The organism is Janthinobacterium sp. GW822-FHT07H10, from assembly GCF_058798675.1.
This window is the reverse complement of the sequence record NZ_JBXAKS010000004.1, coordinates 52236-77831: the sequence shown is the minus strand read 5'-3', so window position 1 is coordinate 77831 and position 25596 is coordinate 52236. Positions and strand designations below refer to the sequence as shown.

At 65.4% G+C, this 25596-nt stretch carries 23 protein-coding genes; 5 read left to right on the top strand and 18 right to left on the bottom strand.

What is annotated here, in order from left to right:
- Positions 1-14 precede the first annotated feature (14 nt).
- Both catC and AC1RDJ_RS11030 read right to left on the bottom strand, forming a co-directional pair.
- Positions 15-305, bottom strand: coding sequence for a muconolactone Delta-isomerase (catC, locus tag AC1RDJ_RS11035; RefSeq protein ID WP_493027451.1), 291 nt, complete (start codon positions 303-305; stop codon positions 15-17).
- A 10-nt stretch (positions 306-315) separates the two neighbouring features.
- Positions 316-1425 (bottom strand): muconate/chloromuconate family cycloisomerase, encoded by a 1110-nt coding sequence (locus AC1RDJ_RS11030; protein ID WP_071325185.1) that lies wholly within the window; start codon positions 1423-1425, stop codon positions 316-318.
- Positions 1426-1527: 102 nt separating this feature from the next.
- Between AC1RDJ_RS11030 and AC1RDJ_RS11025 the strand changes: the two genes are divergently transcribed.
- Positions 1528-2442: a LysR family transcriptional regulator gene (locus AC1RDJ_RS11025; RefSeq protein ID WP_071326684.1), complete on the top strand. Its 915-nt coding sequence runs from the start codon at positions 1528-1530 to the stop codon at positions 2440-2442.
- Positions 2443-2454: 12 nt separating this feature from the next.
- Here AC1RDJ_RS11025 and AC1RDJ_RS11020 read toward each other — a convergent pair whose 3' ends face one another.
- Both AC1RDJ_RS11020 and AC1RDJ_RS11015 read right to left on the bottom strand, forming a co-directional pair.
- On the bottom strand, positions 2455-2841 hold the full coding sequence (locus AC1RDJ_RS11020) for a hypothetical protein (protein WP_493027450.1): 387 nt from the start codon (positions 2839-2841) through the stop codon (positions 2455-2457).
- A 76-nt stretch (positions 2842-2917) separates the two neighbouring features.
- On the bottom strand, positions 2918-4078 hold the full coding sequence (locus AC1RDJ_RS11015; RefSeq protein ID WP_493027449.1) for a YncE family protein: 1161 nt from the start codon (positions 4076-4078) through the stop codon (positions 2918-2920).
- 168 nt (positions 4079-4246) lie between these two features.
- Here AC1RDJ_RS11015 and AC1RDJ_RS11010 point away from each other — a divergent pair, with 168 nt between their 5' ends.
- Both AC1RDJ_RS11010 and AC1RDJ_RS11005 read left to right on the top strand, forming a co-directional pair.
- Positions 4247-4669, top strand: a complete 423-nt coding sequence (locus AC1RDJ_RS11010; RefSeq protein WP_493027448.1) for a hypothetical protein — start codon at positions 4247-4249, stop codon at positions 4667-4669.
- Complete coding sequence (locus AC1RDJ_RS11005) at positions 4666-6069, top strand: hypothetical protein (protein WP_493027447.1); 1404 nt, start codon at positions 4666-4668, stop codon at positions 6067-6069. Before AC1RDJ_RS11010 ends, AC1RDJ_RS11005 begins: the two co-directional genes overlap by 4 nt.
- Here AC1RDJ_RS11005 and AC1RDJ_RS11000 read toward each other — a convergent pair.
- From AC1RDJ_RS11000 to AC1RDJ_RS10940, 13 genes are all read right to left on the bottom strand, one after another.
- Positions 6041-7372, bottom strand: coding sequence for a PepSY-associated TM helix domain-containing protein (locus tag AC1RDJ_RS11000; RefSeq protein ID WP_493027446.1), 1332 nt, complete (start codon positions 7370-7372; stop codon positions 6041-6043). The two genes, AC1RDJ_RS11005 and AC1RDJ_RS11000, sit on opposite strands and share 29 nt — an antisense overlap.
- Before the next feature lie 8 nt (positions 7373-7380).
- Positions 7381-9492: a TonB-dependent receptor gene (locus AC1RDJ_RS10995; protein WP_493027445.1), complete on the bottom strand. Its 2112-nt coding sequence runs from the start codon at positions 9490-9492 to the stop codon at positions 7381-7383.
- A gap of 77 nt (positions 9493-9569) precedes the next feature.
- Positions 9570-9962, bottom strand: coding sequence for a DUF2946 domain-containing protein (locus AC1RDJ_RS10990; protein ID WP_493027444.1), 393 nt, complete (start codon positions 9960-9962; stop codon positions 9570-9572).
- Between the two features lie 54 nt (positions 9963-10016).
- Positions 10017-10613, bottom strand: a complete 597-nt coding sequence (locus tag AC1RDJ_RS10985; RefSeq protein ID WP_493027443.1) for a PqiC family protein — start codon at positions 10611-10613, stop codon at positions 10017-10019.
- On the bottom strand, positions 10610-12241 hold the full coding sequence (locus AC1RDJ_RS10980) for a PqiB family protein (RefSeq protein ID WP_071325193.1): 1632 nt from the start codon (positions 12239-12241) through the stop codon (positions 10610-10612). The genes AC1RDJ_RS10985 and AC1RDJ_RS10980 overlap by 4 nt, the downstream gene beginning before the upstream one ends.
- Positions 12234-13538, bottom strand: coding sequence for a paraquat-inducible protein A (locus AC1RDJ_RS10975; protein WP_493027442.1), 1305 nt, complete (start codon positions 13536-13538; stop codon positions 12234-12236). The genes AC1RDJ_RS10980 and AC1RDJ_RS10975 overlap by 8 nt, the downstream gene beginning before the upstream one ends.
- Positions 13539-13671: 133 nt before the next feature.
- Complete coding sequence (locus AC1RDJ_RS10970) at positions 13672-15015, bottom strand: amidase (protein ID WP_493027441.1); 1344 nt, start codon at positions 15013-15015, stop codon at positions 13672-13674.
- 4 nt (positions 15016-15019) lie between these two features.
- Positions 15020-15697: a DUF2848 domain-containing protein gene (locus tag AC1RDJ_RS10965; RefSeq protein ID WP_493027440.1), complete on the bottom strand. Its 678-nt coding sequence runs from the start codon at positions 15695-15697 to the stop codon at positions 15020-15022.
- Between the two features lie 4 nt (positions 15698-15701).
- The gene (locus AC1RDJ_RS10960; RefSeq protein ID WP_083412003.1) at positions 15702-17048 is read right to left on the bottom strand and encodes an MFS transporter; all 1347 of its coding nucleotides are present in this window, start codon (positions 17046-17048) and stop codon (positions 15702-15704) included.
- A gap of 108 nt (positions 17049-17156) precedes the next feature.
- Positions 17157-17831, bottom strand: a complete 675-nt coding sequence (locus AC1RDJ_RS10955) for a hypothetical protein (protein ID WP_493027439.1) — start codon at positions 17829-17831, stop codon at positions 17157-17159.
- Between the two features lie 144 nt (positions 17832-17975).
- Positions 17976-18902 carry a LysR family transcriptional regulator gene (locus tag AC1RDJ_RS10950; RefSeq protein ID WP_071325197.1) on the bottom strand — a complete coding sequence of 309 codons (927 nt, stop codon included), beginning with the start codon at positions 18900-18902 and terminating at the stop codon, positions 17976-17978.
- A gap of 74 nt (positions 18903-18976) precedes the next feature.
- Positions 18977-20212: a M20/M25/M40 family metallo-hydrolase gene (locus AC1RDJ_RS10945; RefSeq protein WP_493027438.1), complete on the bottom strand. Its 1236-nt coding sequence runs from the start codon at positions 20210-20212 to the stop codon at positions 18977-18979.
- Positions 20209-21441: a urate hydroxylase PuuD gene (locus tag AC1RDJ_RS10940; protein ID WP_071325199.1), complete on the bottom strand. Its 1233-nt coding sequence runs from the start codon at positions 21439-21441 to the stop codon at positions 20209-20211. The genes AC1RDJ_RS10945 and AC1RDJ_RS10940 overlap by 4 nt, the downstream gene beginning before the upstream one ends.
- A gap of 131 nt (positions 21442-21572) precedes the next feature.
- Here AC1RDJ_RS10940 and AC1RDJ_RS10935 point away from each other — a divergent pair, with 131 nt between their 5' ends.
- Together AC1RDJ_RS10935 and AC1RDJ_RS10930 are read left to right on the top strand one after the other, a co-directional pair.
- Positions 21573-22511: a LysR family transcriptional regulator gene (locus AC1RDJ_RS10935; RefSeq protein ID WP_034754583.1), complete on the top strand. Its 939-nt coding sequence runs from the start codon at positions 21573-21575 to the stop codon at positions 22509-22511.
- A gap of 72 nt (positions 22512-22583) precedes the next feature.
- A complete protein-coding gene (locus AC1RDJ_RS10930; protein ID WP_493027437.1) occupies positions 22584-24338 on the top strand; it encodes an allantoate amidohydrolase in 1755 nt (584 codons plus the stop codon).
- 15 nt (positions 24339-24353) lie between these two features.
- Here the strand turns inward: AC1RDJ_RS10930 and AC1RDJ_RS10925 are convergent, their stop codons facing one another.
- Positions 24354-25589 (bottom strand): Zn-dependent hydrolase, encoded by a 1236-nt coding sequence (locus tag AC1RDJ_RS10925; protein ID WP_289888199.1) that lies wholly within the window; start codon positions 25587-25589, stop codon positions 24354-24356.
- Between the last annotated feature and the right edge of the window lie 7 nt (positions 25590-25596).

Below are 25596 nucleotides of genomic sequence, written 5' to 3'. Positions count from 1 at the left end.
TGCCAGGGTGCGCTTCAGGAATCGTCGCCGCGAACCGAGGAAGGATGGCGGCACAGCGGCATCACCTCGATCTGCATGTAGGGAAACAGTGGAAGCGCGGTCAGCAAGTTGTGCAGCTCGTCCACGCTGTCCACGTCGAAGACGCTGATGTTGGCGTACTGGCCGGCGATGCGCCACAGGTGGCGCCACTTGCCCTCGTGCTGCAGGCGCTGCGCCAGTTCCTTTTCCGTCTGCTTCAGCAGCGCCGCCTGCTCGGCCGGCATGCTCACGGGCAGGTTCACGTTCATGCGTACATGGAATAACATGGTTTCTCCTTTATTGACGCTGCATGGCGCGCAGCCTGTCCATATCGATATCGACGCCCAGGCCCGGCCCCGTCGGCACTTGCAGCATGAAGTCGCGGTACACGAGCGGTTCGCGCAAGACTTCCTGCGTCAGCAGCAGGGGGCCAAACAGTTCCGTGCCCCAGGCCAGTTCGGCAAACGTGGCGCAGACGTGGGCCGTGGCGGCCGTGCCGATGCCGCCTTCGAGCATGGTGCCGCCGTACAGGCCGACGCCAGCCAGGCGCGCCACGGTGGCCACTTCCAGTGCGGGCAGCAGGCCGCCGGACTGGGTGATCTTGACGGCATACACGTCGGCGGCGTCGGCCTGGGCCAGCGCCAGCGCATCGGCGGGGCCATGCAAGGCTTCGTCGGCCATGATGGCCACGTCGAAGCGCTGCGTCAGGCGCGCCAGCGCGGCGCGGTTGCCGGCCTTGACGGGCTGCTCGATCAGGTCGATGCCGCCCGCTTCCAGCGCGGCGATGCCGCGCACGGCGTCCGTCTCGCTCCACGCCTGGTTGACGTCGACCCGCACGCTGGCGCGCTCGCCGAGTGCCCGCTTGATCTCCAGCACATGGGCCACGTCATCCATCACGTCGCGCAAGCCGATCTTCAGCTTGAAGATGCGGTGACGGCGCAGGTCGAGCATTTTTTCCGCTTCGGCGATGTCGCGCACGGTGTCGCCGCTGGCCAGCACCCAGGCCACGGGCAGCGCATCGCGCACGCGGCCGCCCAGCAATTCCGACAGCGGCACGTTCAGGCGGCGCGCCTGCGCATCCAGCAGGGCCGTCTCGATCGCGCACTTGGCGAAGCGGTTGCCCTGGATCACCTTGCGCACGCGGGCCATGGCCTTGGCCACCTCGCTCGCTTCCATGCCGACCAGCAGCGGCGCGATATAGGTATCGATATTCGTCTTGATGCTTTCCGGGCTTTCGCCGCCGTAGCTCAAGCCGCCGATGGTGGTGGCCTCGCCCCAGCCGACGATGCCGTCGGCGCAGCGCAGCCGCACCAGCACCAGCGTTTGCGTATGCATGGTGGCGACGGAGAGCCGGTGCGGACGAATGGTCGGCACATCGACCAGGTAGGTCTCGATATTTTGAATCATATTTATTCCGTATAATCCTGAGCAGTGACGACACGATATTCCCCCATTGTCGCCACGTCCAACACCAAGTTGGTATCGAACCTATACCTGAAAGGTATGAAGATGGAATTACGGCACTTGCGCTACTTCGTCGCGGTAGCAGAGGAGAGGAACTTCACGCGGGCCGCCGAGCGCCTGCATATGGCCCAGCCGCCTCTGAGCCGGCAAATGCAGCAGCTGGAGGAAACCCTGGGCGTGGCGCTGATCGAGAAAGGCTCGCGGCCCTTGCGGCTGACGGAAGCGGGCGAGTTTTTCCTCGCCCACGCGCGGCCCCTGCTCGACCAGGTGCGCGACCTGAAGGCCATGACGCAGCGCATCGGCAAGCTCGATCGCACCCTGTCGATCGGCTTCGTCGCCTCGACCCTGTATGGGGAATTGCCCGACATCGTGCACCGCTATTGCGAGCGCCATCCCGAGGTGGACGTGACCCTGCACGAAATGACGACGGTGGAACAGTTGAAGGCGCTGAAGGAAGGGCGCATCGACGTCGGTTTCGGGCGCCTGAAAAGCGAGGATCCCAGCATCCGCCGCATCCTGCTGCGCGAAGAGCGGCTGGTGGTGGCCCTGCCGCCCGGCCACCGGCTGGTCCGGGGCGAAGGGGGATTACGTTTGACCGAGCTGATACACGACACCCTGCTCGTCTATCCGAAGGCGCCGCGGCCCAGCTTTGCCGACCAGGTGCTGGCCATGTTCAGCGAAGGCAATGTCACGCCCGGCCCCGTCACCGAAGTGCGCGAGCTGCAAATCTCGATGGGACTGGTGGCGGCCGGCCAGGGGATTTCCATCGTGCCCGAAAGCGTGCAGGCCATGCATCACCGCAACGTCGTCTACCGCAAGCTCGACGACACGCACGCGTTTTCCCCCATCTTCTTCAGCGTGCGCCACATGGACCGCTCGCCCGAGCTGGAAAACATCCTCGCCGCCGTGTATTCGATCTACGATGAACACGGCATCGCGCACGCCAAGGAAAGCCTGTAGCGCCGAAACAGCCTACAGCGCGGCGTCGACCAGCAAGGCGGGGCGCAGCGCGCGGATGCGCAGCTCCGTGAAATAGCCGCCCGCCTCGTTGTAGCGCAGATAGTGGCGGCCGCAATTCAGGCAGCGCGCCACCTGGCTCAGGTTGGCGGGATAGTAGCGTGGCGCGATAGGCGCGTCCTCGCTGTCGTAGCGCGTGCCGTGCGGGTGGTACTCGGCAAATGTCGGCTCCTCATAGGCGTCTTCGCGCAGGGTGCCGATTTCTTCAAACCGCTCCAGTTCCAGCGACGTGGGCAGGCGCTGCCAGGCGGCCAGCGGCACGGTGCAGCAGCTGCACGGCTGCGTGATGGTGGCCGACGCGGCGGCCAGGGCGGACAAGGCGGGAAAATCGATGAATAACATGGGTAGGCCAATGCAAAGGGGCAGCCCCTGGCAACGAGCCGGGCCGCGCCCTTCCATTCTAGCGCCAATCCGCCCTTCAGTGCCCCATGAGGTCATTCCACTTCGGCAGCAGCACGATGCTGTTCGGATTGAGTCCCTTGTCCTTCAGGGTATCGACCTTGCCCACCACGGCTTCCTTCTTCAGGTCGATGACGGTGATCGAGCCATCGCTCATGCCCGGCAGATTGAGCAGCGCATTTTGCACGAAAGCGTAGCGGCCGTCCCTGGTGAACGCCACGTGGTGCGCGCCCTCGGCGGCGGGAATCGATTTCAGCAGCCGCGGCTTGGCGACGCCGCCCGTCAGATCGAAGATATGCAGGTGGCCCGGCTTGGCGGTGGTCAGATACAGACGCGTGGCGCCCTTGTTGAAATACAGTTCCAGCGGCACGCCCGCCTTTTGTTCGGCAAAGTCATGCACCTGGGCCGTCTCGAAATCCTTCGTCTGCGCATTCCACGTGGCCGTCCATACGGTGCCGCCATACATGTTGGCGATGTAGGCGACGGGCGGATTGCTGCCCGGGACGAACAGGATTTCCACCGGCGCCTCGCCCGATGGCGACGGCTTCTTCGACAGCTTGTGCGTGCCCAGCACCTTGCCCGTGCTCGTTTCCACCACGCTGATCACCTCACCGGCGTCGCCCAGGTCCGTGGGGCGGATGGTGCTCGTCAACAGGGCCCGGTCGATGCCGTCGTGGATGGCCAGGCCATGCGGATACGGCGCCGGCAATTTGACGGTGCGCACGGGCTTGTCGTGCACGGCGTCGCCCTCCAGCATGGCCTGCGAGCCCATGCAGCTTAAATACCAGCGCTTGCGGTCATCCGAAAAAACGATGTCCTCGCCCACCTGGCAAGTCGGCACCTCGATCACCTTGATCGGCAAGTCCTTGTGGCGCATGTCCATCACGCGCAGCTGCGTCTTGCCCAGCGCCGTGATGTAGGCCTTGCTCATGTCGTGGTTGTAGAAAATGTGGTGCGCCACCAGGTCCGGCGGCAGGGGAATGTCGCGCACGATCTTGCCGAAGTTTTTCGACTCGGGATCGACGTCGATGATGGCGATGCCCTCCTTGCGCGAGGGCGGCGCCACCGGGCTTTTCAGCGCCTTCAGGGACTCGGGCGACTTGCTTTCGTAATTGACCATGGCCAGGATTTCGGCCGATGCGGGCAGCGCGGCCAGGGCCGCCACTGCCAGTGCAAACATCCGTTTTTTATTCGTCATCGTCTCCCCTGCCTTTTTCCAAGTGTCGTCGGATCCGCCGACAGGCGATGCTTGCCGCCGGTCCGCGCCGATCATTCTACGGCGGCACTTTTTCAAACTGGCGTTTTTTTTCAGATGGCCAATGATGGAAATATTTCCTAAAATTTAAGAATGAAAAAAATCCTCCGCCCCCATCTTGCCGCATGCTGCGCGCTGGCCTTCCTGATGCTCGCCATCTCCCCGCAAAGCCAGTCGCAGAGCGCTTCTGCGGTAAAACAGCAGGTGCGGGAACAGCGCGTTTCCATGGCCATTGTGCAGCGCAAGATCGCGGCAAAACCGCCGACGATACGGGTCAGGCAGTACGGCACAATCATGCTGGATTGGACTACCGACGAAATAGTCGATATCCATCTGCACGGTTATGACCAACTGCTGACGGTGAAACCAGGCGAGATGAAAGCCATGCGCGTCGACGCCACGGTGCCCGGCCGCTTCCCCGTTTCCGCGCACGGCTATGGCGCCCAAACGCAGGGCAAGCAGCACAAGCATCACCGCGAAGCGCCGCTGATGTACCTGGAAGTGCTGCCGCCATGACGCGGCGCCTGTTGCCCGCTGCCGGCCTGCTGGCCACGCCATGCCTCAGCCTCGCCCATGGCTTCGGCCAGCGCTACGACCTGCCGCTGCCGCTATGGCTTTACCTGACGGGCGCGGGCCTGACGGTGGCGCTGTCGTTTGCCTTCCTCGCGCTGTGGCGCCGCGATGCGCCCGCCGCGCCTTGCCAGGGCGACCATGCGCGGCTGCTCCTGCGCCGCATACCCGGCGCGCGCGCCCTCGCCTTCTTCCTGCGCCTGCTGGTGCTGGCCCTGTATGTGCTGGTGATCGTGGCGGGACTGGTGGGCGTGCAGAATCCGGTAAAGAACATCGCGCCGGCGATGGTGTGGGCCGTCTGGTGGGTGGGCATGGCATATGTCTCGGCGCTGGTCGGCGACCTGTGGGGGCTCGTCAATCCGCTCGACAGCGTGGCGCGCGCGGCGCAGCAGCTTTGCCCGCGCCGGCGCGCGCCATTCGGCTGGCCCGCATGGCTCGACAGCTGGCCGGCCACGCTCCTGTTCTTCTGCTTCATCTGGATGGAGCTGAACTGGGAAGGCAGCGAACAGCCGGCCAGCCTGGCCTGGGCCATGCTGCTGTATTCGGCCTTCACGTGGGCGGGCATGGCGCTGTTCGGCCGCGCCGCCTGGCTGCGCAATGCGGAAGTCTTCCACGTCGTCTTTGGCTTGCTGGCGCGCTTCGCGCCGAACACCCTGCGCGACGGCGCCTGGTACATCCGGCCGTATGCGGCGGGCCTGCTCGTGGCGGAACCCGTGCACCGCGCGCGCCTCGTGCTGGTGATCCTGATGCTCGCCGCCGTCAGCTTCGACGGCATGATGGAGACGCAAGCGTGGTACGACATCGTCGATGCCGTCCTCGCCCTGTCGCCGGGGGCGATCGGCTGGATCACCACGGCCGCGCTGCTGCTGATGCCGGCCCTGTTCCTCGCCGTCTTCCTGCTGTTTTGCCTGCTGGTCGCCCGCTGCGGCGCCAGCGATGGCCGCCCGCCCGTGCCCCTGATGCAGGTGGCCGGCCGCTTCGTGCTGACACTGGTGCCCATCGCCATCGCCTACCACTTCGCCCATTATTTGTCCTTCCTGGCGATGGCGGGCCAGTACCTGATCCCGCTCGCATCGGATCCACTGGGCCTGGGCTGGGACCTGTGCGGCACGCGGCTGTACTTCATCCGCCTGGGCATCGTCGACGCCAAGGCGGTGTGGTACGTGTCGCTGTTCGCCATCGTCGCCGGCCACGTGGCGGCCGTCTGGCTGGCGCACGTGTGCGCGCTGCGCCTGTTCGCCGGCCGCCGCGCCGCCCTGCGCAGCCAGTATCCGATGCTGGCCCTGATGGTGGCCTACACCCTGCTCAGTCTATGGATCATCGCCCAACCCATCGTCGGTGGCTAGCCTGCGCAAGTATCAGCTCCAGCAGCATCAGCAGCGAACCGGAGACGAGCAGCAGCGGCATCAGCGCGCACATGCCGGCCGCCGCCAGCCAGGCCAGCGGCGACGGCGAGGTCCAGGCGCCCGGCAGCAGCTTCGGCAAGCCCAGGCTGCCGGGAGCGCGACGCTTGAAGAACATCACCCAGCCCGACACCAGCGAGAACAGCACGCTGGCGCCAAACAGCAGCAGCAAGGCCTGGTTCCACCAGCCGAATTCCCCGCGATGGAAGGGGATGCCGATGGCCGTCGCCTTGCCGAACGCCGTCTGCGCATCCCAGCCCGCGTAATACAGGGGCTTGCCGCTGTAGGCATCGAATTGCAGGTCGAAGCGCAGCGTGGGCCGGCTGCGGTCAGCCATCGTGGCGCGCCACACATCGTCCTGGCTGGCCGGCGCCGTCAATTGCAGGGCGATGGCGGGCGCGTGGCTGCGCGCCACCTGCCACGCATCCTGCCAGTCCAGCGGCGCGCCATCCTCGCGCGAATGCAGGCCGCGCGGCGCGGGCGGCGGCGCCTGGCCGCTGATGTCGCGCAGCACGCGGATGCGTCCGCCCGCCTGCTGGCTCCACGTCAGCCCCGTGGCCAGGATCACGACGCTCACCAGCCCCAGCGCCACGCCGAGAAAGGCATGCCACTGGCGCCAGCCGTTCCGCCCCGTGGCGCCCTTCCTGGGCAGGCCCGTTTGCGCGCCGCGCGGCCACCACAGGATCACGCCCGTCGCCAGCATCACCACCAGCCAGCTGGCCGCCAGCTCGATCATCCAGCGCCAGCCATCGCCTTGCAGCAGGCGCGAATGCAGTTTCTTCGCCCAGTTGCCGAAACGCTCGCTACTGGCCAGCGTCCCCAGCACGGAGGCATCGTAGGGGTTCACATACACGATGACGGCTTGCGCGGGCAGGCCGAAGGCCGGCCGGGCCTTCGCCGGCATGCCATGGCCGGCGTGTTCATCGGGCGCTCCGCCCGGCGGCGCGAACGCCACTTGCACCGTGTCATCGGGACGGAAAGGCGGCACGACGTGCTGCACGGCCCAGCCACGGGGAGCCGCCGTTTCCGCCGCGGCCACGGCGGCGTCGAGGGGACGCATGGCGCCCTGCGGCACCACATGCTCGAGGTGCGCGTACAGCCTGTCCTCGACCTGCGGCGTGAACACGTACAGGATGCCCGTCAAGGTGGCCAGCAAGGCGAATGGCGAGGCGATCAGGGCGGCCCAGAAATGGATGCGCCAGTACAGGCTCTTGCGGCGCGCCAGGAGGGAAGTCGTCTGGTTCATCGGCAGCCTCACTCTACGTGGTAGTTATAGGTCAGCCCCAGCATCACGCTGCGCGGCGCGCCCGGCGTGTACTGGTTCTGGGTATTGGCCGCATAGCTGCCGACGCCCGAATAGCTGCTGCTGGCCGAATCGGCATAGCGCTTGTCCATCAGGTTGCGCACTTGCGCCCACGCCTCCCAGCCGCGCGACAGGCGATAGCTGGCGCGCAGGTTGAGCAAGGCGTGGCCTTTGTACTCCACCGTATTCGCGTTGTTCATCCAGTAGCGGCCCTGGTGCAGCACTTCCAGCGCCACCCTGGCGCCAGCCACGGGCGCGTAGCCGGCTTCGAACGAGGTGATGTCGCGCGGCGCCTGCGGCATGTCGCGGCCGCTGTAGTCGAGCGTGCCGGACACCTGGTAACGCAGGTAGCGGTGGCGCGCGACGGCCGTGGCGAAGCGCGCGTCGAACGGGCCGCTGGCGTAGTTCAAGCCTAATTCGAGGCCTTCGCTGCGGGTGCGGCCCGCATTGCGGTTTTCGCTATTGCCCGGCGACAGCGTATAGCTGACGATGGTGTCGCGGCCATCGAGGCGGTACACGGCCGTATCGAGCTTCAGCCGGCCCTGCAAAAAGGCCCAGCGCAGGCCCAGCTCATAGTTGTTGTACACGGAAGGCTGCAGATCGGCGATGCCCGTCTTGCCATACAGCTGGCTGACCTCGGGCGGCGTGAAGCCCTGGCTCACATTCGCGTACACGCTGCCCGCATGCCCGATGGCGTAGGTGGCGCCCAGCTTCGGGCTGACATGCGAAAACCGCCGCGTTTCGTCGGGCGCGCCGTAATTGATGCTGCCGCCCGGCGCCAGATTGTTATGGTAGTCGTAGCGGATGGCATCCGAACGGCCGCCCAGCACCACGCGCGTGCCCGCCAGCGGCGTGAATTCCCACTGCGCGAAGAACGCCGTGTTGAGGATATCCGTCTGGTAGTCGCGCACGCCCTGCGGATTGCCCGCATTGGCCAGCGTATAGCGCAGGTAGCGGCCCGTGGCCGCGTCGCGCACGATGGCCAGGTTATCGCTGACAAAGGGATTGTCGCTCTTGTCCACGTACACGCCGGCGATCAGGCGCGAATTCAGCCACGCAAAATCCTGCTGGTGCTTGACGTCCAGACCCAGCGAATCGACGTGGTTGTTGTTGATGACGCCCTTGCACAGGCTGCCGGCGCAGCTGCCGATGGAATAGGCCGGCAACTGCCCATGGTCGTTCTTGCGCGTGAAGGCGGTGACGGTGGTCGTGCCGCCGGCCGTCGTCGCCCCTTCCCACGCCACATTCATGCGCGTGGTCTTGTCCTTGCGGTAGGTAAACGTGTTCAGGCTCTTGCCCGGATCATGGCGGTAATCGTTTTCAAACAGGCTGCCCGTCATGGCCGCGTCGAGGTCCGTGTGCACGAGCGTGGCGCGCAGCTGGGAAGTGGGACTGAGCGCATAGTCGGCGCGCAGCGAGAACGAGTCCTTGTCGCCATAGCTGTATTCCTGCCAGTTGTCGCGTGAACGGCGCGAGCTGTAGTGGGAAAAGCGCAGTCCCAGCGGCCCCCAGGTGTCGCTGGCGGCCGTGTCGTAGCGCGTAAAGCCGGCCACGCCGTCGCGCCGCACGCTGGCGCTGGCCGTCGGCGTCGCGCTGGCGCCGGCCGTGAGGAAATTCACGGCGCCGCCCACGGCATTGCTGCCATACAGCGAGGAAGCGGCCCCTTTGACCACTTCGACGCCGCTGGCGCCCGCCATGTTCATCTCGTTGAGCGAATTGTGGTTGAAGACGCCCAGCGGGCGGATGGGAATGCCATCCTCCAGGTACTGGTAGACGGCATTCGTGCCGATGGGCTGGCGGATGCTCATGCTGTGCTGCTCGTTGCCCAGGTCATTCCAGTACACGCCGGCGATGCGGTTGAGGATATCGCCCATGGTCTTGGGCTTGTCGCGCTGCAGCGTCTTTTCGTTGACGACGCCGATGGCCTGCGGCGTTTCGGACAGCCACGCCTGTGCGCGCGAGCCGGAGACGACGACGGTGTCGATGACATGATCGGATTGCGCCTGCGCGCAGGGATAAGCCACGGTGATGGCCGCGGCCAGCACCAACAGTTGTTTGTTCATGTGATTCTCGTTTAAGTATGCGGATGCGGCGCATCACGCCGGAAGGCGGACAACGCAAGCATTAAAAATGCAAAAACTTAGACGAGAGCGGGCGGCGCGCGCGATTGCGCGGTGGACCAGATGAACAGCGGTGCGGGAGACTGGTAGTACAGCGCAGGCAGGATGGCCGTGCCGCTGGCGACAGGCAGCGGCAGCACGGGGCTGGGCGGCAAGCCGACGGAACCCGCATGCGTGGCACAGAAGGCGCAATGCTCCATCTGCATGGCCTTGCCGCCGGACTTGCCATCGGCGGCGCCATCGTCGGCGACCTGGACGAAACGGATGCCGGCCACCGAACAGATTTCAGCCCAGCCGGAGCCCGATTCCTGCTTGGCGTTGGCGACGGCCTGGGATATCGACGGCGCGAGCGCCGCCAGCAGGAGCGCGAAACAGGCGATCCAGGCGGCGCAGCGACGTGTGAGTGCGGTCATTCCCATGGCCACATTCTAGCAGCGGCCGGCCGGGCAGGAAAGGCGAAAATCGGCTCAGGTGGCGGGACAGGCGGCGTTGCCGGCCTCCAGGGCGCGCACCACGCCCGCCATGTCGGTGGCGATACGCGCCACGGCGCGGCGGTGGCCCGTCACCAGTGCATCGTAGCCGGCAGCCACTTTTTCATTCGCCACCGTGCGGCAAGTCACTACCTTGTTGCCAGCCAGCTGGCGCACGCTCCACACGGCGTCGATCAGCGCGTACTGCCCCATCACCGACTCGAAGCGCTGCACATTGGTGCTGATGCGGTACACGGGCAGGTTGTCCGGGTGTGGCGTGCGGAACACATCGATGGCGCCCAGCTCGTTCGTCACGGCCGTCGACAGGGACTGGCCGATCTCGCCGGCCAGCGGCCCGGCCCAGCGCTGCTGCTCGAGCAATTCGATACGGCCCGAGGGCGCCGTCACGACGAACTGGTTGCGGCTCACCTGCTGCGGCACGCTGACGGCCAGCACCTCGACATAGTATTTCACGGGTTTGGCCGGCTGCGCGTCGGCGCCGCCGCTCAGGGTATAGAAATGCTCGGGCTGCGGCGTGGAACAACCACCCAGCAGGATGGCTGTCATCAAAAACGCAAGAATTGGCTGCTTCATTTTTTCTCATCTCCTTTTTTACCGCGGATCAGGGACTCGGGATGACGTTCCAGGTAATCCGACAGGGCATTCAGCGATTGCAGGGTCTGCGTCAGCTGCTGCAAGGCCTGGCGCACATCGGACTGCAGCGGCGAATCCTTTTGCAGCACCTGCTCGGCCGTGCCGAAGGTCTGCTTCGCCGCCGTCAGGGTGTCGCGCATTTCCGGCACCACCTGGCCATCGAGCTGCTTGAACAGGGTGTTGGCCTGCTTGATGGTGGCGTTCAGGTTGTTGCCGATCTCGGCGTACGGCACCTGGTCCAGTTTGCGCGCGATGCTGGCGATCTGCGTCTGCAATTCATCCAGGGTATTCGGCACGGTCGGCACTTCCAGCGGATACTTGTTCAGGTCCAGCGCCACCTTCGGCGCTTTCGGGAAGAAGTCCAGCGCGATATACAGCTGGCTGGTCAGCAAGTTGCCCGTGCGCAGCTGGGCGCGCAGGCCGCGGCTGACCATGCGCTCCATCAGCTGGTGGCCGGCCGAGCCTTCCGCATCGTCGACGGCCGCCTTGAAGCGCATGCCCAGGCGCGCCGGGTACAGGTTGACCGTCACCGGCATGCGGAAGTTCTTCTTCACGGGATCGAATTCGATGCCGACCGAACGCACTTCGCCCAGCACGATGCCGCGGAAGTCCACCGTGGCGCCGGGCTGCAAGCCGCGCAGGGACTGGTCGAAATAGAACACGGTGGTAATGGCCTCGCCATCGGGTTCGCGCATGGCGCTGGCCTCGTCGGCCGCCAGGCGGTAGCTGGTGCCGGCCGGCGCCGGCTCTTCCGGCTTGCGGCCGTTTTCCGCCTCGAAGGCGATGCCGCCCACCAGCATGGCGGCCAGCGATTGCGTGTTCAACTTGAAGCCGTTGGAATCGAGGCGCACGTCGACGCCGCTGGCATGCCACCAGCGCGCGTTCTTGCCGACGAATTGATCGTACGGGGCATTGACGAAGACCGACATGGTGATGCCATTGCCGTCCTTGTCCAGCGCGAAGCTGACCACCTTGCCCACGCGCAGGCGGTGGAAGAACAGGGGCGAGCCCACGTCGACGGAACCGAGGCTGTCCGCATGCAGGGTGTACAGCTTGCCCTTCTGGTCGCCGGCCACGGCGGGCGGATTTTCCATGCCGACGAATCTGTCTTTCTTCGCTTCCGACTTGCCCGTGTCGACGCCGATATACGCGCCCGACAGCAAGGTGCCCAGGCCCGTCACGCCGCTGGCGCCGATCTGCGGGCGCACCACCCAGAAGCGCGAATCAGCCGTGGCGAAGCGGCGCGCTTCCTTGCTCATGTCGATCGTCACCTGCACCTTGGTCAGGTCGTCATCGAGGGTAATGGCGCGCACCTGGCCGATGTCGACATCCTTGTACTTGACCTTGGTCTTGCCCGGCTCCAGGCCTTCGGCGCTGGTGAAGCTGACCGTCACCGTGGGGCCCTGGTCGAGGATGGACTTGGCGGCCAGGCCCGCGCCGATCAGCGCGGCCAGCAACGGAATGAGCCACACCAGCGACGGCAGCCAGCGGCTGGCCGGATCCACATCGGGTTCGGGCAGTGGCCGCGCACCGGTTTCGGCAAGGTCGCCCGCTTCTTTGTCAGACATGCTGTTCTCCAATCACTGTATTGTTTCCGGTATTTTTGCTATTTGGCGCAAGCTTGGCACGCTCTTCATCCTCGGCCGCCCTGTCATCGACGGGGTCCCAGATCAGGCGCGGGTCGAACTGCATCGCCGCCAGCATGGTCAGCACCACCACCGCGCCGAAGGCCAGCGCGCCAGGGCCGGCCGTGATCACGGCCAGCGACTTGAAGCGCACCAGCGCCACCGTCAGGGTGACGACAAAGATATCGAGCATGGACCAGCGGCCGATGAATTCAACCATGCGGTACAGGATGGTGCGCTGGCGCGGCCGCCAGCGCGAGCGCCGCTGCGCCGTCCAGGCCAGCAGCGCCAGCACGCCCAGTTTCAACATCGGCACGACCACGCTGGCAATGAAAATGATGATGGCCAGGCCTTTCGAGCCGCTGGTCCAGAAGAGAACGACGCCGCTCATGATGGTATCGTCCTGTGCGCCAAACAGCGATTGCGTGACCATCACGGGCAGCAGATTGGCGGGGATGTACAGGATCATGGCGGCGATCAGCAGGGCCCAGGTGCGGCTGATGCTGTTTGGCTTGCGCACGTGCAGCGCCGAGCCGCAGCGCGCGCACTCCAGGTGTTTGCCCTTGACCAAAGGCGGCGCCACCAGGCCGCACGCATGGCAGGGCACGACCTTCTCGCCGGGCGCAAAGGCCTTGTAGCGGATGCCGGGCAGTGCTTGCCGCGTCAGGTCGTCGCCCAGGTTCCACAGCGCCTTCGGGTCGAACGAAACGACGATGGCCAGCATCAGCGTCAGCGCGCCAAACGCGAACAGGCCAGGTTGCGGCACCACGGTGGCCAGGCTCGTCATCTTGACGACGGTGATCAGGATGCCGATCATCAGCACTTCCGTCATGCCCCACTCGCGCGCCGTCTGCACGGCGCGCAGCACGCGGTTGAAGCCGGGAACCCTCACGCCCAGGCGCAGGCCCAGCGCCACATACAGCAGGGAGCCGAGTTCGATGGAGGGAAAGAGGATGGTAAACAGGAAGACCATCGTCGCCACGATGTGCATCTGTTCGGACCACAGCACGCGGATGGAACCGAGCAAGGTGGCGCTGGAAGTCAGGCCGTTGACGTCGAGTTCGACGATGGAAAAGAACTGGGCGATCAGGAAGACCAGGGCGGCGCCCAGGGTCAGCGCCACCACCTTGGTCAATTCGGCCGGCGCGCCCCGCGCATGGGCGCCCCGGTACAGCACCGAGCGGCAACGGATGCAGCGCGCCTTTTCGCGTGGACGCAGCGGACGTTTGCGGTACAGCACGCCGCAGTCATGACAGCTAATCAGGTCGTATCGGTGCACAGTGTGAAGTTTGCCGGCGCGCGAGCGCGACTATCTCATGTCAATGCCAGCTATCATATTACATAGTTGGCATTTTCCTGCACTGCAGCACTATTTATTGGTGCCCCCTCAACAATGCCTCGACCGCGCGGCCAATCTGCAGCACCCGTTCATCCGCGCCAGCCAGGCCGCAGATGCCGAGTCCCACGGGCAGCGTGCCTTCCTCGTGACACGGCAGCGACAGCGCGCAGCCGTCGAGGAAGTTGATCGCGCTGGCGTTGCGCAGCACCAGGCCATTCGTGGCGAAGAAGGTGGCGTCATCGGCTTCGAGCGGCGCCACTTCCGGCGCCACGATGGCCACGCTGGGCATCAGCCAGGCGTCATAGGGCGCCAGGCGCCGTCTGGCGATGGCGATCAGGCGCGCGCGCGCATCGAGCAAGTCGATGTAGTCTGCCGCTCCCTGCTGCTGGCCGCGGCGGATGCGCGCCGCCACGCGCTGGTCGTACTGCGCGCCTTGCGCCTCAAGCAGCGCGCGGTGCCAGTGCCAGGCTTCGGCCGCCACCAGTCCGCCGCCGCCATTGATCGTCGGCAGCTCCAGCAGTTCGGGGAAATCGAACTGTTCTACCTGCGCGCCTGCCGCGCGCAATGCATCCAGCGCGCGCTCAAACGCCTGCTGCACCTGCGGTTCGACATTGGCACCCACGTAGTCCAGGGTAAAGCCGAAGCGCAGTCCCTTCAGTGCGGGCGCGCCATCGGCGATCTCCTGGCCCGACAGCGCCGCGTACAAAATCGCGCAGCAATCGACGCTGCGCGCGATGGGACCGGCCGAATCGAGCGAACGCGACAGGGGCACCGTGCCGGCCAGCGGCACGGTCGCCGCCGTCGGCTTGAAACCCGTCAAGCCGCAAAAGGCGGACGGGATGCGGATCGAGCCGCCCGTGTCCGTGCCCAAGGCCCCTGCCGCCATTTCCAGCGCCACCGTGACGGCGCCGCCCGAGGTGGAGCCGCCGGCCACGCGCGCGCGGTCGTGCGGATGGCGCGGCGTGCCGTAATGGGGATTCAGGCCCAGGCCGGAAAAGGCGAATTCGCTCATGTTGGTACGTCCCAGCAGGATGGCACCTGCCGCGCGCAGGCGCGCCACGGCTGGCGCATCGGCGTCGGCCGGTGGCGCATCGGCCAGCGCCTGCGAGGCGGCGCTGCTGGTCTGCCCCCGCACGTCGAACAGGTCCTTAATCGAGATGGGCACGCCGGCCAGCGGCGAACGCACCAGGCCAGCGGCGCGCGCCGCATCGCTGGCACGCGCCTCGGCCAGCGCCTGCTCGCCATCGAGGCTGACATACGCATGGCCGCCCTGCGCGCGGTGCGCCTCGGCGCGCGCCAGCATGCGCTGCGTCAGTTCCACGCTGGTGATGCGGCCGGCAGCCAGGTCGGCCGCCAGTTCACGGATGGTCTTGCTCATTGTCCTATCCTTCCACGGGCAGGGTTTGCACGGCATAGCGGTGCTGCAGGCGGCGCTGCAAGGCTGGATCATACAGCTCCAGCTCGAAGGCGTCGCCGTGGCCCATCTCGCCGATGATCGGCTGCGTGCCGCAGAACATGGCGCTGCCCAGCGGCAGGCTGGCTTGCCCCGTGTAACGCAGGATCAGCTCTTCCGGCGACAGCATGCGCGTCACGGGGCCATCCTGGTACAGCGCCGGCACGCCATCGCGCTCGCGCCAGGAGCGCATCTGCAGCTGGTCCCAATGCCCTGCCACGTCCGCATAGCGCCACAGGGTGTCGCCCACGGGCTTGCCGCACATCTGCTTCGACACCGTCACGCCGTAGCTTTCCACCTTGCGGTCCGTGTGGTCGGAACCTATCCCCACCAGCAAGCCATATGCGGTGGAAAACAGCACGAATTCCGCTTCGCCCGATGAATCGCTGCCCGGCACTTCGATGCCGGCATCGCTGGACAGCAGCGCCGCCGCGACCCGGTAAAACGTCGGCACGCTTTTCGGCCGCGCCACGCCGATGGCTTCCAGTTCGGCGATATGGTGCTCGACCATGGCCATGTCGCGCCCCGTCCAGCCGGCGATGATCAGTTGATCGATGTCGAAGGTGACGGGGCCGTGGCCGGCCAGTTGAAAACTCAATGTTGTCATGATTTTATTCCTCAAGAGGGCCGCGGCCCGTTTCGCGCGCCGCGAAAACTGCCGCGCCGGTGATCAGCAAGGCCGCCGCCACGTACAGCGAGACGGCCATGGTGCTGTTGTACGAGCGGTACAGGCTGGCGATGACGAGGGGCGCGAAGCCGCCGCCGATGACGCCGGCCAGGGTATAGGCCAGCGAGGATCCCGCATAGCGCACCTTGGTGGGAAATTGCTCGATGACGAAGGCCGCTTGCGGGCCGTACATGATGGCGTGGATGACCAGGCCCACGACGACGGCAGTGACGATGGCCGCCGGGCTGGCCGTATCGAGCAGGGTGAAGAAGGCAAACGCCCACACGAGACCAAGCACGGCGCCCAGCGCATACACGGGACGGCGGCCGATCCTGTCCGACAGCGCGCCAAAGACAGGCACCGCCAGCGCATTGCAGGCCGTGCCGATCATGATGGCGGTGAGGGCCAGGGTCGACGACAGGTGCAGCACCGTCGTCACGTACGTCAGGGTGAACACCACCACCAGCGCGTACAGCACGTCCGAACCGATGCGCACGCCGCCGGCGATCAGCAATCGGCGCCAGTAGATGCGCAGCACGTCGCCGATCGGCGCTTCCGCCTTCGCATCCTGCTGGTCGAGCTCCTTGAACAGCGGGGTTTCATCGATGCCGCTGCGTATCCACATGCCGAAGGCCACCAGCAGCAGGCTGGCGATGAACGGCATGCGCCAGCCCCAGTCCATGAACGCTTCATGCGGCAGCAGGTAGGTGATCAGGCCGATGCAGCCGGTTGCCAGCAAGGTGCCGAACGACGGTCCCACCTGCGTCCACGAGGCATTGCGGCCCCGCTTGTCCGCTGCCCCGTGTTCGACGGAGATCAGCACGGCGCCGGCCCATTCGCCGCCCAGCGCGATGCCCTGCACGAAGCGCAGTGCCACCAGCAGGATCGGGCTCCAGATGCCGGCCGTCGCATAGGTGGGCAAGAGTCCCATCAGGCCTGTCGTCACGCCCATCAGCATCAGGGTCACCACCAGCACCCAGCGCCGTCCCAGCTTGTCGCCCAGGTGGCCGAAGATTACGCCGCCGATGGGACGCGAGATATAGCCGACCGCATACGTGGAAAAGGCCAGGATGGTGCCCGTCAGCGGATCGAACGAGGGAAAGAACAGGTGGTTGAAGATCAGCGCGGCCATGGTGTTGTAGACGGTGAAGTCATACCATTCCAGGGTCGTGCCGACCATGCTGGCCGTGGCCAGGCGGCCCGTCTTGGGTTTCTCGCCCGCTGCAGCGGCATGCGCGCCGGCATGCTTGCTGCCCTGCGCCGCGGTGTGCGTGGTGGTGTGTGTGGTCATTGCCTACCTCTCTCGTCAGTTTTATTGCAGGCCCGGCGCAGGATGCTTTGCCCTGCGCCGTGGCCCGTGTCTCGTGTTATCAGTGCCGGCAAGATGCACGGGCCCGTGTCAGGCAGCGTGCAGGTCGGCTTCGCGCAATTGCCAGGACAGCTGCAGGATGGCCGCATCCGCCGGATTCAGTCCCAGCCCTGCGCTGGCCGCATCAACGGCCGCCAGGGCTGCCGCCTCCGACGACGCGTCGATCAGGAAGATCGGGTCGAGCACGCGGCCTTCCTTCCGCTCTGCCGGCAGGGGGCCGGACAGGCTGGCATCGGGCGTCAGCAGCCGCGTGGCGATCACGCCGTCGATCTGCAGCAATGTCGCGCCCAGCGCGGCCATGCCGGCCACCGCCTGCGCGTCCTGGCCGATGGCTGCCGCACCAAGGCGCAGCACGGCCAGCCAGGCGCCCGTACCCATGCCCGTTTCCGCCTCGATGGCGCAGACGCGGCGCATCGGGTCGACCATGCGCTGCAGATTCGTCACCGACCATGGCGTCTGCTGGCCGAAGGCCTTGAAATAATCGGCAGTCTGGAACGCGTCCAGCGAGACGGTGCGGTACAGGCCCAGGTACTTGCGGGGACCGCGCACGCTCTGGTAGCGCGTGCCGCTGACAAAACCGGGAATGCGCACGCGCTCTTCCACGTGTTCGCGGTCGTACCAGCGGTTGAAATCGAGTTCGTGTTCCGGGTCGGCGCTGGTCCAGACAAACAGGATGCCGGGCAAGGTGATGGTGGACGTCGTCATGATGGTTCCGTTTGCGTAGTAAGTGGATGCAAACCCAGAATAGGTGGCCTGCAACGGCTTGGCAAACGGGTTATTCTGAACGCGACTGATAAGTTTTTCTTGTGGGTCGCGGCGATTACAGCAACTTAATTGTCATGTTAATTGTCACGTCCGCGCGCCGGCGCCATATTCCTCGCCCAGGCCCAGCGTGAACCTGGCCGCCTCCTCGCACGCCAGCATGGCCACCAATTGAATCGCTTCCGTGGTGATGTCCTCGCTGTAGCTGATGACGATGCGCTGCGGCGCCAGGGCGCTGGCGCAGGGGATCAGGGCGATGTTGCCCTGCTCGATTTCCTCGCGCAGGGGCGCCAGTGGCAACACGGCGATGCCGAAGCCCGCCTTCACCAGGCGCACGATGGCGGAAATCGAGCTGACGCAGTGGACCCGCCCCAGCTGCACGCCCTCGTCCTGGCACAGCGCCTTTAACGCGGAATGCGGCTGCGAACCGCGGTTCATGGTGATGATCGGGTGCTGCGCCAGTTGCGCCACCGTGAACGGCGTACCCGTGTCCGGCCAGTCGGCCTTTCGGCCCGCCCAGCCCATGGCGATGGCGCCGCTGCCCGTGCTGCGGATATGGTCGCCCGTCAGCATGTCCGTCTGCAGCGCGATATCGAGTTCGCCCTGCTGCAGCTGTTCGTGCAGGCGGCGCGTCGATTCGGACGTCAGCTGGATCTCGATGCCGGGATAGCGCTCCTGCACGCGCTGCAGGAACGGGATCAGCCAGGTATGCACGATGGTTTCGATGACGCCGATGCGCACTTCGCCCGTGATCAGCGCGGGCGAGGAATTGGCCGCATACATGTCGCGGCACAGTTCCAGCATGCGCTCGGCATAGACGAGCAGGTTGCGCCCGGCGAAGGTCAGGCGGATTTCACGCGCGTCGCGGTCGAACAGCCGCGTGCCGAAATCCTGCTCCAGCGAGGCGATGCGGTTGGAGATGGCCGCCTGCGTGATGTGCAGCTTGTCGGCCGCCGTGCGGAAGCTGCCCAGCCGCGCGGCCCAGACGAACGCTTCGAGAAAACGGGTATTCAATTTGGCTCTTCAATCAATGGGGCTCTTCTTCACAGTGTGAGTGTCCTCCCCATTGTAAGCCAAAGTCCCCGGCCCTATTTCTGCGCCAGGAAGTCGAGCAGGGTCAGGGCGACGATCTTGCTGGCCTTGCGCAAGTCGTCCAGCGCCAGGCGCTCGTCGGCCTTCTTCGCATTCGATTCGGGCACCGTGCGCGGACCGGCGCCATACAGCACGGCCGGTATGCCCCGCTCGCCATACAGGCGCGCATCCGCGTACAGCGGCGTGCCGACGGCGGGAATGGTTTCGCCGAGGATGGCTTGCGCATTTTTCTGCAGGCTGCCCACCAGCTGCTCGGAGCCGGCCAAGGGACGCAGCGCATGCGACAGCAGCAGGCGGCGGATCTCGATGCGGATGCCCGGCTCGCCGCGCACCGCGTCTTCGATCAGCGCGCGCACCTGCGCCTCCACCGCCACCGGGTCTTCTTCCGGGATCATGCGGCGGTCCATCTTCATGACCACCTTGCCCGGCACCACATTGGTATTCGTGCCGCCGTCGATGCGTCCCACCAGCATGGTGGGCGAGTCGATGCCCGCCACCCTGGATTTGATCTTTTTCAGCTCCGGCAGCTGGCCATAAATGGCGTTGAGGATCTTGCTGGCCGCCTGCAGCGCGTCATGGCCCGTCTCCGGCATGGAACCGTGGCCGGCCTTGCCGTGCACGGTGATTTCCAGCTGCAGGCAGGCGTTGTGCGCGGTGACGATGCCGTAGCTGAAACCGGCAGCGATGACGAAATCGGGCTTGGTCAGCTGCTGCTCCAGCAGCCAGCCCGGCCCCAGCAAGCCGCCGAATTCCTCGTCATACGTGAAGTGCAGTTCCAGCTGGCCTTGCAACGGGATACCCAGCGCCTCGAGCGCGCGCGCGGCAAACACATAGGTGGCGAAATCGCCCTTCGAGACGGCCGTCGCGCGGCCATACATATAGCCGCCGTCGATCTGCCCGCCATACGGCGGATACGTCCAGTTGTCGCCGGGCGGCACCACGTCGCCATGCGCATTCAGGGCCACCGTCGGACCGCCTGCCGCATACGGCCGGCGCACGATCAGGTTGGTGATGCTCTGCATGCCATACGCCTCGACCTGCTCCTGTGGGACCGCGTGTTTTTCCGCCTGCCAGCCATACGCCTGCAGCAGCTGCGCCACCAGTTCCGCGTGCGGCGCGTTGTTGCCGGGCGGCGTGTCCGTCGGCTGCTGCACCACCTTCTGCAAAAATGCGACTTCCTCGTCGAAGTGTTCGTCGATCCAGGCCGTGATCCGTTCCGCGTGCGTTGTCATTTTGCTCCTTGCATGGTCTGTTGCAGCCAGGCGCCCAATTCAGTGCGCTCGGCTTCCGTCATATTGGTCAGGTTCCCGATCGGCATGGCCTTCAGCTCGATGGCCTGCTTGTAGATCTGCGCCGCGTGCTGGCGGATTTCGCCTTCATTATCCAGCATCATGCCAGCCGGCGCCGTGGCGAAACCTGGCTGCGTGGGCTGGGCCGAATGGCAGGTGGCACAGCGCTGGGCGATGATGGCGTGCACGCTCCTGAACTGCGCGGCAGGATCCACCACCGGTGCCGCCGCCACGGCCACGGGCGCTTTCGGCGCGATGGCCACGGCCACGGCCAGCAACAGGGCCACGCCGATGGCCGGGTAGCGCCACTCGACCCGCCCCTTGTGGCGCAGGTTGAAGAAGTGGCGGATGAAGACGCCGGCCGCCATGATCAGCGCCAGCACCAGCCAGGCGTGATCGTTGCGGTAGGTCATCGCGTAGTGGTTGCTGATCATGATGAACAGCACGGGTAGCGTGAAATAATTGTTATGCACGCTGCGCTGCTTGGCTTTCAGGCCGTATTGGGGGTCGGGCAGCTTGCCGGCGGCCATGGCTTCGACCATCTTGCGCTGGCCGGGAATGATCAGCATCAGCACATTGGCCACCATGATGGTGCCGATCATGGCGCCCACGTGGATGTAGGCGGCCCGCCCGCTGAGCAGATGCGTGAGCACATATGCGGCGCCGACGATCAGCGCGAACACCGTCACGCCGAACCACAGCTCGTATTGCGCCAGCTTCGAACGGCACAGCAGGTCGTACACGGTCCAGCCGATGACGAGGGTGGCGATGCCGATGCCGACGGCCTGGCCGCTGCTGATGTCGGCCACGGATTTGTCGATCATCATGGCCTGCGCATTGAAGTAATACGCGATGGTCAGCAGCGCAAAACCGGACAGCCAGGTGGAATACGCTTCCCACTTGAACCAGTGCAGTTCCTTCGGTAATTCGGCGGGCGCCACCAGGTATTTTTGCGGATGATAAAAGCCGCCGCCATGCACGGCCCACAGTTCGCCCGACACGCCCTTCTTCGCCAGCTCGGAGCCGGGCGCGGGCGGGCGGATCGAGTTGTCGAGCCAGACGAAATAAAAGGAAGCGCCGATCCAGGCGATGCCCGTGATGACGTGCAACCAGCGGACGATCAGGTTCAGCCATTCAAGGCCGTATGGGATCAGGTAAGCGAATACTTCCATAAATTTCCTCGAGTCAGACCGAACCAATATTCGTGCCAATCTACACAAGATAAACGGATTTGCCGCCCATCACATGAAAAATATCGTATATTTGACATATTCAATTCGATATACAACAGAGCCGCCGCCACATGTCCAGCCTGCCGCAACACCTCGACCTGCACCTGATCCGCATCCTCTATCTGCTGCTGGTGGAAAAGAATGTCTCGCGCGTAGCGCTCAAACTCAATCAGCCGCAGCCGTCGATTTCCGCCTCCTTGCGCAAGCTGCGCGAATTGACGGGCGACCCGCTGCTCGTGCGCGGCGCGCGCGGCATGGTGCCCACGCAGCATGGCGAAAGCCTGCTCAACCCGGCCAAGCGCATCCTCGACCAGACGGAAAGCCTGTTCGTCAAGAAGACGCCGTTCGTGGCACAGGAAGAGGCGCGCACCTTCCATATCGCCGCGCCCGACTACCTGGACAGCCAGTTCCTGCCCAACGTGGTGGCCCTGCTGCGCCGCGGCTCGCCAAAAAGCCGCGTGGTGCTGCACAGCCTGGGGCCGGGCATCGACCATATCCGCCAGCTGTCCGATGGGGGGCTGGACCTGGTCATCGCCAACTGGGACGAGCCGCCCGCGCATCTGCACATCTCGAAGCTGTTCGAAGACCCGATCATCTGCGCCATGCATGCGGAAAACGCCTATGCGCGGCGCACGGCCAGCGACGCCATGACGCTGGACGACTATCTGAGCCTGCCCCACGTGGCGCCGTCGCAGATGATGCCGGGCTACCACGGCGTGATCGATTCCTTCCTGGAGCGCCAGAACCTGCAGCGCAACGTGGTGGTGGAATCGGCGTATTTCGGCCTGATTCCCTACATGCTGACGCAGACCGACCTGGTGCTCACCACGGGCCGGCAATTCATGCGCTTCTATGAAAAGACACTGCCGCTGAAAACGTATACCGTGCCATTGAAATTCCCGCCCATGCGCTTTTACCAGCTATGGCACCAGCGCGTGCACCAGGCGCCCGAGCACAAATGGCTGCGCGACCAGGTCAGCGCCGCGGCCAAGGCGCTGGTACAGCGATAGCTGCTATCAGCGCGCGCATATAATGGGCGCAGGACGGGGCGCTATCATCACCGCTTGTATGATCGGAAAACCATGACCACCCTTTCAAACCTGAACGCCAACAGCCACGCCGGCTTCATCGAGCAGCTGCACGGCATCTATGAACATTCGCCCTGGATTGCCCAGCGGGCGGCCCCCGCCATGCCATTTTCCAGCCTGACGGCGTTGAAGACGGAATTGCAGCGCGTGCTGGCGCAAGCCTCGCCAGAAGAGCAGCTTGGGCTGATACGCGCCCATCCTGAGCTGGCAGGCAAGGCCGCCATCGCGGGACAGCTGACGGCGGAATCGACGCGCGAGCAGGCCAAGTCAGGCCTGAACCTGTGCAGTCCCGAGGAATTTTCTACACTGCAGCGCCTCAATGGCGAATACAACGCCAAATTCGGTTTCCCCTTCATCCTGGCCGTCAAGGGCCCGACGGGCGAAGGCTTGACGCGCCAGGACATCATCGCCACATTTGCGCGACGCCTGAAGAACCGGCGCGCCGATGAGCTGGCCGAATCGCTGCGGCAGATCAAGCGCATCGCCGAGCTGCGCCTGAACGACCTGTTCGACGTGCGCCTGGATTTCGGGCCGACCATCATGCAGCACGCCGAAACGCTGGCTGGCTGGAGCGACAGCGACTACAACCTGACCTGTGCCTACCTGACGCCGGCGCACCGGAAGACGGCCGCGCAGCTGGCCGAATGGATGGCGGAAGCGGGCATGCAGGTGCACATCGACGCCGTCGGCAATGTGGTCGGGCGCTATCTGTCCGACGTCCCCGGCGCGAAGATCCTGATGACTGGATCGCATTACGACACGGTGCGCAATGGCGGCAAGTACGACGGCCGCCTGGGCATCGTGCTGCCGATCGCCGTCGTGCGCCACCTGCACGAGCGGGGCGAGAAACTGCCGTACCATTTCGAGATCGTCGGCTTCGCCGAAGAGGAAGGCGTGCGCTTCAAGAGCACTTTCCTGGGCAGCACGGCCGTCACGGGCAAGTTCGATCTGTCGCTGCTCGATCAATGCGACACGGATGGCGTGAGCATGCGCGACGCGCTGGCCGCCGCCGGCCATGCGGCATCCGCCATCGGCGCCATCGCGCGCAATCCGGCCGACTTGCTCGGCTACGTGGAAGTGCATATCGAACAGGGCCCCGTGCTGCTCGAGCGCGACCTGCCGCTGGGGATCGTCACGGCGATTGCCGGCAGCTCGCGTTACCTGGTCAATCTGGGCGGCGTGGCCAGCCACGCGGGCACCACGCCCATGAACATGCGCAAGGATGCGGCCAGCGCCGCGGCCGAAATCATCCTGCTGGTGGAACGACGCTGCAGCCAGGGCGAAGCGCTGGTGGGCACCGTAGGCCAGCTGCAGGTGCCCAACGGCTCCGTCAACGTGATCGCCGGCGCCTGCACCCTGTCGCTCGATATCCGCGCCGCCGTCGATGCCGTGCGCCAGGCTGCCGTCGACGATATTCTGGACGGCATCGCCGCCATCTGCGCGCGGCGCCAGATCGACTACCAGCTGGAGCTGCTGCTGTCGGCGCGTGCCGCGCCATGCGCGCCATGGCTGATGGCGCAGCTGGCGCAGGCCGTGGAGTCCGTCGGCATCGAACCATATGCGCTGCTGTCGGGCGCCGGCCACGACGCCATGGCCATGGCCGCCATCACGGACGTGGCCATGCTGTTTACCCGCTGCGGCAATGGCGGCATCAGCCACAACCCGCTGGAAAGCATGACGGCCGACGACGCAGACATCGCGGCGCGCGCGCTGCTGGCGTTTTTGCGCAATTTCCAGCCGAAGCCCTAAGGCTGGCCGGCGTGGCTAAACGGCCACGGCCCGCTCGAGCATCGCGTGTAGCAGCACGTTGCAGCCCGCTTCCAGGTGCTCGGGCTTGGCGTCCTCGATTTCATTATGGCTGATGCCATCCTTGCATGGCACGAAGATCATGCCGGCCGGCGCCAGGCGGGCCGCGTAGATGGCGTCGTGGCCGGCGCCCGAGACCACGTCCATCACGGAATAACCGAGTTTGGCGGTGGCGTTGCGCACGGCGCCCACGCAATCGGGATGAAATGGGCATGGCGGATAATAGGAGACTCTGTCCAGTGAAATACCCAGCCCCGTCCTGTCGCGCGTGGCGTCGATGAAGGCCGTGATTTCGCCGTGCATGGTGTTGAGCAGTTCGTCGTTCACATTGCGCAGGTCGATGCTGAACTTCACTTCGCCGGGGATCACGTTGCGGCTGTTCGGGAAGACCTGCACCATGCCCACCGTGCCGCGCCCGTACGGCGGGTAGCGGTTGGCAATCGCCACCACTTCCTGCATGATGGTGGTGGCCACCTGCAGCGCGTCCTTGCGCAAGCCCATGGGAGTGGGGCCCGCATGGGCTTCCATGCCCGTCACCACGCAGTCGTACCACGACAGGCCCATCACGGCCGGCACCACGCCGATGACCTTGTCCGCGTCTTCCAGCACGGGGCCCTGCTCGATATGCGTCTCGAAGTAGGCGCCGATCGGATGGTCGCCCGGCACCTGCTCTCCCTTGTATCCGATGCGCGCCAGCTCCTCGCCCACCGTTTTTCCCTCCGTGTCCTTGGCTGCATATGCCGTCTCCAGCGAGAAAGCACCGCAAAATACGCCCGAGCCCATCATCACGGGCACGAAGCGCGAGCCTTCCTCGTTGGTCCAGAAGGCCACCTCGATCGGCGCCTGCGTCTTGATCTTCAGATCGTTCAGGGTGCGCACCACTTCCAGGCCCGCCAGCACGCCGTAATTGCCGTCGAACTTGCCACCCGTGGGCTGCGTGTCGATATGGCTGCCCGTCATCACGGGCGGCAAGGTATTGTCCGTGCCGTCGCGGCGCATGAACACATTGCCGATCTGGTCGATGGTGATGCTCATGCCGGCCTCTCGGCCCCAGCCCACCACCAGGTCGCGGCCCTGCTTGTCCAGGTCCGTCAGGGCCAGGCGCTTGACGCCGCCCTTCACTGTCGCGCCGATCCGCGCCAGTTCCATCAGCGCCGCCCACAATCGTTCGCCATTGATGCGTAGATCATCCATTGCTGTC